Origin of the sequence: Oceanobacillus neutriphilus (assembly GCF_014645515.1) — a bacterium.
Taxonomy (GTDB): domain Bacteria; phylum Bacillota; class Bacilli; order Bacillales; family Amphibacillaceae; genus Oceanobacillus; species Oceanobacillus neutriphilus.
The window spans coordinates 1-13,230 of sequence record NZ_BMLW01000001.1; the positions used below are offsets into that span (position 1 = coordinate 1).

The 13,230-nt window shown below is 37.5% G+C and carries 12 protein-coding genes and 1 other RNA gene; 4 read left to right on the forward strand and 9 right to left on the reverse strand.

The features are described from left to right. Positions 1 to 86: 86 nt before the first annotated feature. Positions 87 to 335: a helix-turn-helix domain-containing protein gene (locus IEX29_RS00005; RefSeq protein WP_188732480.1), complete on the reverse strand. Its 249-nt coding sequence runs from the start codon at positions 333 to 335 to the stop codon at positions 87 to 89. 179 nt (positions 336 to 514) lie between these two features. On the opposite strand from IEX29_RS00005, the gene IEX29_RS00010 reads away from it, so the two are divergent. Both IEX29_RS00010 and IEX29_RS00015 read left to right on the forward strand, forming a co-directional pair. Then, a complete protein-coding gene (locus tag IEX29_RS00010; RefSeq protein WP_188732481.1) occupies positions 515 to 1,162 on the forward strand; it encodes a LexA family protein in 648 nt (215 codons plus the stop codon). Positions 1,163 to 1,233: 71 nt separating this feature from the next. Continuing rightward, positions 1,234 to 2,322 carry a site-specific integrase gene (locus tag IEX29_RS00015; RefSeq protein WP_188732482.1) on the forward strand — a complete coding sequence of 363 codons (1,089 nt, stop codon included), beginning with the start codon at positions 1,234 to 1,236 and terminating at the stop codon, positions 2,320 to 2,322. 65 nt (positions 2,323 to 2,387) lie between these two features. Here the strand turns inward: IEX29_RS00015 and ssrA are convergent. From ssrA to secG, 5 genes are all read right to left on the reverse strand, one after another. Further along, positions 2,388 to 2,751: a transfer-messenger RNA gene (gene ssrA / locus IEX29_RS00020) on the reverse strand. Positions 2,752 to 2,902: 151 nt separating this feature from the next. Then, positions 2,903 to 3,370: an SsrA-binding protein SmpB gene (gene smpB / locus IEX29_RS00025; RefSeq protein ID WP_188732483.1), complete on the reverse strand. Its 468-nt coding sequence runs from the start codon at positions 3,368 to 3,370 to the stop codon at positions 2,903 to 2,905. A gap of 188 nt (positions 3,371 to 3,558) precedes the next feature. Next, positions 3,559 to 5,838: a ribonuclease R gene (gene rnr, locus IEX29_RS00030; protein WP_188732484.1), complete on the reverse strand. Its 2,280-nt coding sequence runs from the start codon at positions 5,836 to 5,838 to the stop codon at positions 3,559 to 3,561. 40 nt (positions 5,839 to 5,878) lie between these two features. Next, positions 5,879 to 6,625: an alpha/beta hydrolase gene (locus IEX29_RS00035; protein ID WP_188733021.1), complete on the reverse strand. Its 747-nt coding sequence runs from the start codon at positions 6,623 to 6,625 to the stop codon at positions 5,879 to 5,881. 161 nt (positions 6,626 to 6,786) lie between these two features. Beyond that, positions 6,787 to 7,023 carry a preprotein translocase subunit SecG gene (gene secG / locus IEX29_RS00040; RefSeq protein WP_188732485.1) on the reverse strand — a complete coding sequence of 79 codons (237 nt, stop codon included), beginning with the start codon at positions 7,021 to 7,023 and terminating at the stop codon, positions 6,787 to 6,789. Positions 7,024 to 7,277: 254 nt separating this feature from the next. Between secG and IEX29_RS00045 the strand changes: the two genes are divergently transcribed. Together IEX29_RS00045 and ptsP are read left to right on the forward strand one after the other, a co-directional pair. Continuing rightward, positions 7,278 to 8,192 carry an alpha/beta fold hydrolase gene (locus tag IEX29_RS00045; RefSeq protein ID WP_229720024.1) on the forward strand — a complete coding sequence of 305 codons (915 nt, stop codon included), beginning with the start codon at positions 7,278 to 7,280 and terminating at the stop codon, positions 8,190 to 8,192. A gap of 127 nt (positions 8,193 to 8,319) precedes the next feature. After that, on the forward strand, positions 8,320 to 10,035 hold the full coding sequence (gene ptsP, locus IEX29_RS00050) for a phosphoenolpyruvate--protein phosphotransferase (protein ID WP_188733023.1): 1,716 nt from the start codon (positions 8,320 to 8,322) through the stop codon (positions 10,033 to 10,035). Positions 10,036 to 10,231: 196 nt separating this feature from the next. On the opposite strand, the gene IEX29_RS00055 is transcribed toward ptsP, so the two are convergent. From IEX29_RS00055 to IEX29_RS00065, 3 genes are read right to left on the reverse strand one after another with little or no spacing between them, the layout of a single operon-like run. Then, the gene (locus IEX29_RS00055; RefSeq protein WP_188732486.1) at positions 10,232 to 10,846 is read right to left on the reverse strand and encodes an FMN-binding negative transcriptional regulator; all 615 of its coding nucleotides are present in this window, start codon (positions 10,844 to 10,846) and stop codon (positions 10,232 to 10,234) included. A gap of 18 nt (positions 10,847 to 10,864) precedes the next feature. After that, complete coding sequence (locus IEX29_RS00060) at positions 10,865 to 11,800, reverse strand: alpha/beta hydrolase (RefSeq protein WP_229720025.1); 936 nt, start codon at positions 11,798 to 11,800, stop codon at positions 10,865 to 10,867. 35 nt (positions 11,801 to 11,835) lie between these two features. Then, entirely contained in the window at positions 11,836 to 13,230 is a 1,395-nt protein-coding gene (locus IEX29_RS00065; RefSeq protein ID WP_188732488.1) for a M14 family zinc carboxypeptidase, read from the reverse strand.

Below are 13,230 nucleotides of genomic sequence, written 5' to 3' on the forward strand. Positions count from 1 at the left end.
AGTCAACTAATTCTTTCAACTCAACTGACTGTTCGTTTAACCTGATATCAGATGGTTGTCCATCGGTTAAATGTATTTTTTTCACTTCAATTCACCTCTTCAAATCCTTCGTTCGCATCACACGCGACAAAAGAATTAAAAAAAATTGCCATCGATTCTTCTTTTGATAATTGTAGGATTTCTACAATCCTGTTTGCTTCTTTAATGGTTAAAGTTTCACCTTGATTTCTTAATTTTCTATATAACGAACTTCTATCTATCCCAACTAATTTTGCCAATGTTGTAATACTCATCCCTTTTTCTACAACTTTCCCTCTTAGCTTACTAACATTCATGCTTTAACACCTCCTTTATTATGTCGCATGTCGTGCGATTAACCAAATAATAAACCAAATATTCTTAAATGTCAACATAATAATCGCATTTTACGAAAAAAATATCTATTATTATTTTATATATGTTGCATATATGCGATTTTTGTGTTATTATATAATTAGAAAGTGAGGTGATAATAATGAAAATAGGAGATCGTATTAAAAGCAGAAGGAAACAACTTAAATTATCTGTAGATGAATTGGCTAAAAAGTTGGGTAAAAACAGAGCAACTATATATAGGTATGAAAGTAGTGAAATTGAAAATATGCCTATAGACATTATAAAACCATTAGCGGCAGCATTGAGGGTGACACCAGCATTTTTAATGGGATGGGAAGATAACGAGAACGAAATAATCAAAGAACCAGCCGAGCCTTACAACTTCTATCCCACAGCTATAAGTGCAGGATTACCATTACATGTAGACGGTATAACGGAAAATACTGTAGAAGAAATATCTTTACCGGATTCAGCGCTTGGTAAATGGGCTGGTTGTGATGACTTGTTTATTACAAAAGTTAATGGAGATTCGATGAATAAAATTATCCCCGATAAATCTTTAATAGCTGTTAAACCAGTAGAACTACATCAGTTAAAAGATGGAGATATTGTTGTATATAGTGACGGAGGAGATTATTCAGTTAAACGATTTTATCAAGATGAAGACAATATTATATTTAGACCAGATTCGCACGATATGTCATTTTATGATTATGTTACATCAATAAATAATGACGATTTAGTCATACATGGCAAAGTTGTTGTTTATATTGTGGAATTAGATTAAATTACTGACGTCAATAATTTAACACAGGCAGGCTAGCTACCTGCCTATTTATGTAAAAAGGAGGACTAAGAGTGGCAGTTTATAAAGACAAAAAAAGAAACACTTATTATTATAGCGTTTATGTAGATTTACCAAATGGAGAAAAGAAACGCTTTATGAAGAGAGGATTTAAATCAAAAAAAGAAGCAAAGGATGCTGAAATTGATTTCCTTTACAATTTTGATGTGGAGGACGAGGAAAACTTATCCTTTGGGAAAATAGCTGATATGTATCTTGATTGGTATAAAAAGAGAAGAAAAGAATCTTCTTACATGAAAATAGAGAGCGTAGTACGAATCCATTTAAAACCACGATTTGAACACAAGAAAATTAAAGATATATCCAAAAGAGACGTCATTCGATTCCATGATCACTTGCTTGACAACTTGGGTGTTGCAAGTGCTAAAAAAGTGCATACCGTTTTATCAGCTACATTAAACTATGCTATTAGGCTGGAATATTTAAAAGTAAATGTAGCACGAGAAGTTGGAAATATTGAAATGAAAGAGCCGAAAAGATTAGATTTTTGGACAATAGATGAATTTAAACAATTCATACAAGAGGCTGATGAGCTACTGTTTCGTACGTTGTTTATGGTTTTGTTTTATGGCGGTTTAAGAAAAGGAGAGGCATTGGCATTGACCTGGAAAGATATTGATTTTGATAACAACACAATCGATATTAATAAAACTGTTTATCACAATCGTGTTACATCTCCCAAAAATGAATCATCTAATCGTAAAATAAAAATGCCTCAACACACCATGAAATTATTAGGTGAGTTGAAGCTTCAAAATAAAAACAAAATTGATTATGTTGTTTTTGGTGAATATTATAACCATGTATCCCACACTACTATTGATAGGCGATTCGAAGAGTATATAAAGCAATCAAAAGTAAAACGTATTAGAATACACGATTTAAGGCATTCTCACGCATCGTATTTAATCAATCTAGGTAATGACATTCAAATTATTAGCAAACGCTTAGGGCATGCTAACACGTCAACAACGTATGACATTTATAGCCACCTTTACCCGAATGCTGAAGATGAAGCAATCGAAAAAATGGAGAACGATTTTAAACCAGCAAGCGTGGTGAACATAAGTGACTACAAATAACTTACAGTATCACAAATCGTATCACTATTTTGTAACCTCAATAACACCAACGCTTACAGGTCTTTTTATGGAGACGGAGGGAGTCGAACCCTCGTCCAAGGATATCGGCACTCAAGTATCTACACGCTTAGTCAGTATATTATCATTCGCTCTCATGTCAGCCTGCTGACAGGCTTTCATGGAACTAGTCTGATTAAGTTCTTCTGCCCATCCTCAGACGGTGGATAGCAGTATAGCCCGCTTCATTTGAGACCCTTCAATCTGCCACACGGGCGATGGCAGGAAGGATCGTTTTAGGCTACTTACGCAGCTGCTAAAACAGGTTGATTGTTTTCTTTGCCAATTATATTTAGGCGTAACGTTTTACGAGCCGTAACCTCGACGTGCAACTTGAGCTCAATCTACCCCTGTCGAATCCGTAACGTCCCCGTATAAAAAAATCACAGGGAATAATTAAGCACTTTTTAATTATTCAGTTGACCCTTATTCCTATAGTAATAACTGTTCCATAAACAGCATACCATGAACAGGGTACCTTCCATTATAACAAATCATGCTGAATTGTCAAATATGCTTCAGATTAACGCATATGGTCTTTAATAGCACGATCTACATCACGCTTCATTTGCTTACGTTTTAAGTCTTCACGCTTATCGTATTTCTTCTTCCCTTTTCCAAGTCCAATTAACACTTTTGCATAGCCGTTTTTAATATAAATTTTTAATGGGACTAATGCATAGCCCTGCTGCTGGGTCAAACCGATCAATTTATCAATTTCCTTGCGATGAAGCAACAGCTTTCTTGAACGGGTCGGGTCGTGATTATAACGGTTTCCCTGCTCATATTCAGCGATATGCAGATTAATTAACTGCACTTCCCCTCTTCTGTCAATCCGCGCATGGGCATCCTTAATATTCACTCTGCCGTTACGAATAGACTTGATTTCCGTTCCCTGCAGAACAATACCCGCCTCATACGTTTCTTCAATAAAATAATCGTGGGAAGCTTTTTTATTTTGTGCAATGGTTTTTCCATTTCCTTTTGGCATCTAAAATCATCCTCTTCCATCGAACTTTTAAAAGTTCTTGTTCACATGGAAAGAAATCAAGCTCTCTCTCCTCGTATGAACCCTCTGTATATTTTACCAAAAATCCTGTCTTATCTCAAAGCTTTCATATATTTGATGAACTTCTGCTCTCTGTGTGAAAAAAAGATAAAATCTCCTAAGCAGAGATTTTATCTTTTTGGTTTATTCTTTTTCTTGTTTTTAGGGTTCGGGTTTGCTTTACCTTTTCCCTTCCCTTTTGGCCTTGCTTTTGATTTTTCTTTCGTTTTTGGTGAAGACTGGATAACCCGTCTGGAAGGCTTTTCCTTTCTTTCCTTCCTGCGCGGTGAACCTAAGGATGTCAATTCAAAATCAACGGTATATTCCTCCAGATTTACATCAGCAACCTTAATATCCACTTCATCTCCGACACGGAATACTTTGGCTGTCCGTTCACCAATCATCGCCTGACTGCGTTCATCAAAATGGTAATAGTCATCTGTCAAATAGCTGACATGGACAAGCCCCTCTACCGTATTTTCCAACTCGACAAACATACCGAAATTCGTTACGGAGCTGATAATGCCGGTAAATTCTTCACCAATTTTATCCTTCATAAATTCCGCTTTTTTCATATTATCGGTGTCACGTTCGGCATCCACTGCCCGGCGTTCCATTTCTGAAGTATGACGGGCGATTTCCGGCATCCGGTCCTTCCAATGCTTCATTGTTTTCTTATCCATCTTATTTTCAATTAAATAAGTGCGGATCAGGCGGTGTACGATTAAATCCGGATAACGGCGGATTGGCGACGTGAAATGCGTATAAAAATCTGTTGCCAAGCCAAAGTGGCCAACGCTATTCGGCGAATATTTTGCCTGCTGCATGGAACGCAGCATTAATTTGGATACAATCATTTCCTCCGGTTCATCTTTAATGGATTCCAGCACTTTTTGAAGCTGCTGCGGATGGATTTCGTTAGCTGTACCTTTTACTGAAATGCCAAGTCCGGCTAAGAATTCATAGAATTTCTCAAGCTTCCCTTCATCCGGATCCTCATGAATACGATGGATAAATGGTACATCCATCCAATGGAAATGCTCGGCAATTGTTTCATTCGCTGCCAGCATAAATTCTTCAATTAGTTTCTCCCCGACGGAGCGTTCGCGAATGACTACATCAGTCGGATGACCTTTTTCATCGACAAGCACTTTCGCTTCTTTAAAATCAAAGTCAATTGCGCCGCGTCCAAAACGTTTCCCGCGTAAAATATCTGCGAGCTTTTCCATGTTCTCAAACATTGGAACAAGCGGCTCATATTTTTTGCGCAGTTCTTCATCTTTGTCTACTAAAATCTTATTCACATCGGTATAAGTCATTCGTTCATTCGAATTGATAACACTTTGGAAAATTTCATGATGAACGACCTGTCCACTTGAATTAATCTCCATTTTACATCCCAGTGTTAAACGGTCTACCTGAGGATTAAGGGAACAGATACCATTTGATAAGCGATGAGGAATCATCGGAATCACGCGGTCGACTAAATACACACTCGTTCCCCGCTCAAATGCTTCTTTATCCAGCGGGGTGCCTTCTTCAACATAATGGCTGACGTCCGCAATATAAACCCCAAGCTGGTAATTTCCATTATCGAGACGTTTGACGCTGACCGCATCATCAAGGTCCTTGGCATCAGCACCGTCAATCGTAACGACAACCTCGTCCCGCAGGTCCTTTCTTCCATGTATATCAGCCGGATTAATTTCTTCGGGAACTCCATTTGCCTGCTCTATTACCTCTTCCGGAAAATCTATCGGAATTCCATGCTTGTAAATAATCGAAAGAATATCAATTCCCGGGTCATTTTTATGACCCAGAATCTGAATAATTTCTCCTTCTGCACTTTTTCTTCCCTCTGGATATTTTGTAATACGTGCAAGTACTTTGTGACCATCGATAGCCCCATGTGTATGTCCTTTAGAAATAAAAATATCATTCGGAATCCGTTTGTCATCAGCAATAACAAACCCAAAGGAACGATTATCCTCAAATGTGCCGACAACAGTCACAACTGCACGCTCTAAAATCCGGATAACCTTTCCTTCCGGGCGGGAGCCCTCTGAATCTTTCTTTTCCAGACGGACAAGTACTTTATCCTTATTCATTGCAGAGCCCATATCATTTGCATGGATGTAAACATCCGTTTCATTTTCATCTTCCGGAATAAGAAAGGCAAAACCCTTTGCATGCATCTGAATAGTTCCCTTAACGAGGTTCATTTTATCAGGAAGTCCAAATCTGTTTTTTCTTGTCCGGACAAGCTCTCCCTCTAATTCCAATTCATTCAGAGCAATGACCAGCTCTTTAAATTCGGTTGCCTCTTCTAAACCCAGAGCCTCTTCTAATTCCTGTACAGACAAAGGCTTAGTACTATTTTCTTTAATATAATCTATAATTCGTTCTTTCATTGTCTCACCTTCTTTCTCTTTATCTTTCCTGCTCTATACTCTATACTTCCCAATCCAGACTCTCTAAAAACATATAGATATCTTCGTGAAGCTGTTCCTTTTCTTTATCCATCGTAATAACATGTCCTGAATTGGGGTACCACTTAATCTCTTTTTGTGTAGATTCTACGTTATTATAAATATAATTAGCGCTGTCTGTATTGATCATTTCATCCTTTTCTGCCTGAACAACAAAGGTTGGTGTATAAATCATATCAATATTTGATTTTACTTCTTTAATGGTCGCTCCTACGCCTTTAAAGAGGTCTTTGGAATTTTCCATTAATGTGTCTACTTCTTCTTCAATAGCAGCTTCATCCTTTTGCTCCAGCTGTTTAAACTCACTGGAGAACTCCCGAAAACCCTTCGTCAGCTGTTCTTCATTATCGAAAAACATCGGTGCACACATGGAAACCATACCTTTAATTTGCTCAGAATAAGCAAGTTTTAAACCTAATACGCCTCCAAGAGAAAGACCTGCTACAGCAATTTCCTTATAGCCTAAATCCTTCAAATAGTTATACGCAGCTTTTACATCTGCCCACCACTGTTCTGGATTACTTTTAATTAATTCCTCTGGAGGCAGTCCATGCCCGCGGTAAATTGGTGCATGGCTTGTATAGCCTTTCTTTTCCAAAAACCGTCCAAGCATACGGACATCTGCAGAATGACCTGTAAATCCGTGTAATAATAAGACAGCACGCTCTCCAGCTTCAAATGTAAATGGCTGCGGCAGCTTTATTTTCACAATCATCCATTCCCTTCATCTTCTCTAAATCATTTTTGCCAAATTCATTTCTAGTATACCCTGTATCGTTATAGAAGTGTGTTCAAAAAGGCTGATAAAACAGACTTTTTGAACGTGGAAATAAAAAAACCTTACCACAAAACTGTGATAAGGAATAATATTTATTGTAATACGTACGCTGCCAAGAAAGCTAATAAAAAGAACAGCACACCTGTAACAATTGTTAAACGATGAAGCACTAAATCAATTCCTCGTGCTTTCTGTTTTCCAAATAACTGCTCTGCACCACCAGAAATAGCTCCGGATAAACCGGCACTTTTTCCAGACTGCAGTAACACAAGTGCAATCATAACAATAACGTCAATTACTAATAAAACATTAACCACAGTTAAAAACATGTCTCCATACTCCTCCTATGTTCCGACAATCCCTATTCTTTACTTTATCATACTTTTAATTTATTGTGCAAGGCAGATTAGTGAATTACCGGGGAAAAATCAATATTTTATCAAAATGAAAAAGTATTAAAATCAATCAGCATTTCAAACAGATAGTATTTGTTTGAAAACATGTCTTCAAAGTATAATAAAAATAACCGCATTTTATACAAAAGCAAATGAAGAATGATAGGGATAATAAAGGGGGAGACTAAATGCAGATGAAAGAAGATTGGCTGGAAGCCTCTGATGGTACCAGTATTTATATAAAACAATGGCTGCCTGATAAACAAGCGGCCGGCATCCTTCAGATCGCACATGGAATGGTGGAGCATATTGAACGTTATCATGATTTTGCTTCTTATTGTACTTCCTTAGGGTACATTGTTATCGGCAGTGACCACCGCGGTCATGGCAAAACAGGGGATAATGGAATACAGGGATATTTTACAGAAGAAAATGGATTCCAGCGTGTTGTTACAGATCTTTATGAAATCATGCAATTTGGGAAAAAATCCTTTCCGCACCTCCCATACTATTTTCTTGGACATAGTATGGGCTCCTTCTTAATGCGGAATTTTATTCAGCATTATAGTGCAGAAATAGATGGGTTAATATTAACAGGAACAGGACACTATTCCAGAATCGTTACAGCAATAGGCAAAAGCACGGCTTCCTTTTTACCGCCCCGGAGCCCCTCACCTTTGATGAATAAGCTTGTGTTAGGGAGCAGTAAAAAGCGGAATAAACACTATAAGCATGAATGGCTGACCAGAGATAAAGCATTTGCAGCTTCCTATGAAGAAGATTCATATACCGGCTTTATTCCAACAGCCCGTTTTTTCTATGATTTATTAGAAGGTATCTATCAAACAAGAAATCAAAGCCTTAATCAAAATATATGTAAGAGACTTCCTCTTCTCCTTGTCAGTGGAGACGAGGACCCGATTGGTCAATACGGAAAAGGTATCTGGAAAACTGCTGCTCTTTTTCAAAAAAACGGTATGACAAATATTACCGCCCTCATTTTTGAGGGAGGGAGGCATGAGCTGTTAAATGATACATGCCGGGAAGAGGTATTTTTATTTATAGGAAACTGGCTGAAATCGCTGAGCAATACCAATAATTAACACTTCTTTCAAATACAGAAAAACGCTTCCTGCTGGCATTTATTACTTGCACAATGACCTGCACTAATTTAGTATAGATGTGTTATAATTATGTTTAAAGCTTTACTAAAGAAAGGATGCTCTCATGATGAAAAAAATGAATGGAATTGCTGCATCTAGTGGAATTGCCATTGCTAAAGTATATGAGCTAAAGGAGCCAGAATTAAATTTTGAAAAGTCTTCGATTGATGATCCAGGAAAAGAGATTGAGCGTCTTGATAACGCACTGGAAGTTTCCAGAAAAGAACTGGAAAAAATCAAAGAACATACATTAAAAGAACTTGGGGAAGAGCATGCAGAAATCTTTTCTGCACATCTGCTTGTCTTAGGAGATCCAGAGCTTATTAACCCGATCAAAGATAAAATCAATGATGATAAAGTAAATGCAGAAGCAGCACTGGATGAAGTTGCTACCATGTTTGTCGGTATGTTTAAAGGAATGGATAATGAGTATATGCGTGAACGTGCAGCTGATATCCAGGATGTAACCAAACGTGTGATGTCTCATTTACTGCAGGTTACTTTTCCTAATCCAGCCTTAATTGACGAACAGGTAATTGTCATAGCCAGAGATTTAACCCCTTCTGATACGGCACAATTAAACCGCGAATTTGTAAAAGGGTTTGCAACCGATATCGGCGGCAGAACTTCTCATTCTGCTATCATGGCCCGTTCTTTAGAAATTCCAGCAGTTGTCGGTACCAAAGAAGTTACCGGCGCTGTGAAAAAAGATGATCAAATTATTGTTGACGGAATTGAAGGCAAGGTTATTATTAACCCTTCAGAAGAAGAAATTAAAGTTTACGAAGAGAAGCAGGCTGCCTTTGCTAAGCAGCAGGCAGAATGGGCAAAATTAAAAGACGAGCCTACTTTCTCCGCTGACGGCGAACAGGTAGAGCTTGGAGGGAATATCGGTACACCAGAAGATGTAGATGGTGTTCTTAATAATGGCGGCGAAGCTGTTGGTCTTTACCGTACAGAATTCTTATACATGGGTAACTCAGAATTGCCTTCTGAGGATATTCAATTTGAAGCATATAAAACCGTGTTGGAAAAAATGGGGGACAAGCCTGTCGTTGTAAGAACACTTGATGTCGGCGGCGATAAGGAAATCAGTTACTTAGATATGCCGCATGAAATGAATCCGTTCTTAGGATTCCGTGCAATCCGTTTCTGTCTGGAAAATGAACATGTATTCCGTCCACAGCTCCGCGCTTTATTGCGTGCAAGTGCATACGGTAATCTAAAAATTATGTTCCCGATGATTGCTACATTAGAAGAATTCCGTCAGGCAAAAGCATTACTGCTGGAAGAAAAAGATAATCTTCAAAAAGATGGTGTTGAGGTTTCTGAAAATATCGAGGTTGGAATCATGGTAGAAATTCCTGCTACTGCAGTTCTTGCAAAACAATTTGCAAAAGAAGTTGACTTCTTCAGTATCGGAACAAATGACCTGATTCAATACACGATGGCTGCCGACCGCATGAATGAACAGGTATCCTATCTGTATCAGCCATACCATCCAGCAATCCTGAACCTGGTAAACAATGTTATTGAAGCAGCTCACGCAGAAGGCAAATGGGCAGGCATGTGTGGAGAAATGGCGGGAGATAGTACTGCTATTCCACTACTTCTTGCACTAGGACTGGATGAATTCAGCATGAGCGCAACGTCCATCTTACCAGCAAGAACGCAGATTCTCGGGCTTAATAAAAAAGAACTTGCAGCACTTAAAGATGAATTCCTTTCTCTAAGCACAGCAGATGAAGTTGTTGCATTAGCTGCAAAGACAATTAATAAATAAAAGTAAATCCTCGAGGATTGTATCGTTTTAACAAGACTCAGGAACAGGAACGTAAACTAAACTGTGTAGTCAGAACATATCTTACTTCACAGTTTAGTTTTTTAATTGGCAGAATAAATTTATACAGTTAAAAAATTTTTATATTTTTCATTAAGAAGAGTACACTTTTTTCATTACTTTATTAAATACTTGAATACTATTTAAAATTATTCATTATTTGTTTCGCTATTTTAATTGCATCTTGATCTTCTTTTAGACCTAAGGCACTTGCCACCCTCTTTTTTCTAACCTCTGAATGATCTTGATGTAATTTCCATTGTCCTTGAATATCATTTACTTCTATATTGAACCCCTCAACTCCGTTAATAAGACGATGATATACATGATTTGGAATATTACCGTTCCAAGGTTTAAGCTGATCTTTCTCATAGTACGCAATCGTTTTATCCATTATTTCCTTTAAATCCTCAGGGGAATTCTTTGGAATATACTTACCATAGACATGAACTGCTTGATAATCCCAGGTCGGAACATAACCTTCCTCTTCATACCAAGTTGGTGATACGTAAGCATGTGGTCCTGAAAAAACAACCAAAACATCACCTTTTATCTCACGCCATTGTGGATTTCCTTTAGACATATGACCTATCAATTTAATACTACCGTCTGTATTTTTTTCGACTAAAAAAGGCAAATGAGTGCCATGAAGCATATCTTCACCATTTGACACAAGAATACCAAAACTATTCTCCTCAATAAAATGTATCTTTGTCTCGATGTCGTCCATTCTATAATACTTAGGTATATACATTCTACTCCTCCCACTATATTAATATCTTTCAAGAGTTGCCTTATTATTTCTTCCTTTCATTTTAGCTACAATTTGATCTAGTATCTCCCTGGCCTCGTCTATTTCACCTGTCATATTCAAAAAACTATGGGTGAGAGATTTACAACAGGTGTAATCGACAGAATTTCCTGCATCTAATAATGCTTTTGCATACACTAGCCCATCGTTTTGAAGCGGATCATACTGCGCAGTAAGAATAATTGAATCTGGAAGTGCGTTAAGATTCTTTTGAAGTAAAGGCGAAATATTAGGTAAATCCCTATCAACATGATGAGGCAAGTAAAAGGATGTATACCACTCTAATTCCTCAGTCGTTAAATTATAACCTTCACCATATAATTTGTGAGTTTTGGAATTTAATTTAAAATCTAACCATGGATAAAAAAGCCACTGACTATTGATTGACACTTCTTTAGAATCCCGGAGTAAAATTGCTGCTTGAGCAGCTAAATTACCACCGGCGCTGTCTCCTGCAATTGCTATATTTGTACTTTCTGCATTGATTTCGCCCGCATAATTGCAGGCCCATTGTATAGAAGCCAAAGCGTCCTCTAAAGCTGCCGGGTAAGGGTTCTCAGGAGCTAAACGATAATCTACAGAGATAACAATTCGCTCTGAATATTTGCAAATATAACGACATAGATTATCCACAGAACTCAAATCACCTAACACAAATCCTCCACCATGAAAATACACGACCAAAGGATGAGGACCAATCCCTTCAGGTGTATAAATTCTCATTGGGATAGTTAAATTATTATAGGTGACTATGCGGTTCTCTATAAAAGCAACTTCTACCTGAATTTCTTTTAAATTTTTTCGGTATTTCAGAAAACTTTCACGGGCGGAGTGAACGCTTTCCCAGTTAATTGGTGAAGAATTATTTGTTAAGTGTTCTTTTATTTTATCGTTCAACAATTACAGTCAACCCACTTTCTTTCTAATATCGATTACACTTTTTCTGTTTTCGCTAAATGCTGCACAACCTTTAACCCGCTTTCAATTTGAATACGTACTAGTGTTTGAATAGGAATAACTTCAAAATTCAAATCTGATTCTAATTGGTTGCATGCTCTCACCAACATTTCCAATGATTGATTGCGGGCATTCTTTAATAATTGTATGTTTTCACTACTCATTGTATTTGACGCTAATTTTAACCTATCTATTTCAAATTCAATTGCCCGAACAGTCATTCCTAAAAATAAGTTATTATAAAATTGGGCGGTATAGAGATTATCAAATATTTGTGAAATACTAGCTTTTTTTTCGAAATCTGGATTAGATGATGCCCAGTTTAATTTTGCAATGCCATTCTTTTCTTCATGCTTTATAATCTCAGCAACTAGTTGAATAAATACGTTATCCTCCGAAATAAATGTCCTAATTGGTTCTAATAATTGACTTATCTCACGATAATGTGCATTTGTCAGACGAACATTTTCAGCGACAGCCTCTTTTCTACTAATCTCTCCTACACTTTCATCTGCTACGCGATTATCATAAAAATATGGCAGCTCGGTAAGTAAGGTAACACAATCCTTATTACGACTCAGAGCATAGTCTCCGCTACACGTACCTATATTATGTTTTGGGGGCTCCCCAGTATGCTTTAATGTATACTCATATTCAGCAGAAGAACTCATCATTTGAAAGATAGCCGGAGAAAATTCTTTCAGAAATGGCGCTTCTGGCTCGCCTCTGTTTAAGGGAATACCTTGCTTTGTAGCAGATTTCCGCAAAGAGTTATACAGTGCTGGCATATCGTGAGTGATGTACCAATACGCCCCTCCAAAACCTGCATTGTGAAGAGAATAAATAAAATCTGGTTTATATTCATCTATTAAACGCATCAGTGCCTGAGTCTCTGGAATCGGATTTTTAAACTTCATTTCCTTATAATCGAATGGAAATGTCCATTCTACTTGTTGGTTACCCACTGGTCTGTAGAAGTTCCTGCTATACGTAAATAAATCAAACGGTCCTTTAAACCATCCCTCGTTTAAACGAGTTCCATCAGGATCAATGCATTTAATAATATACCAAGTAAATCCTAAGTCCTCACATATATCTGTGCTGGATGCCAATACTTCTGATAAATACTCCATTGTCATCGCCCCTATAGGTTCGTTGGGGTGGGGTAAAGCAAAGCATAAGGCATTTTTAGAACCCTTCCCTATCTTCATACATAAGATAGGGTGCCCATTCCGTGAGTTTCCGACTTTTAAAACTTCCACTGTATCTGGATACTTTTCTGCTAAGCGTTTAGTACTCTCATCCATTTCATCAACCGTCATAAAACGTTTGTAATCGGGGACATTTGAAATAATCTGCTCTAAATTCAT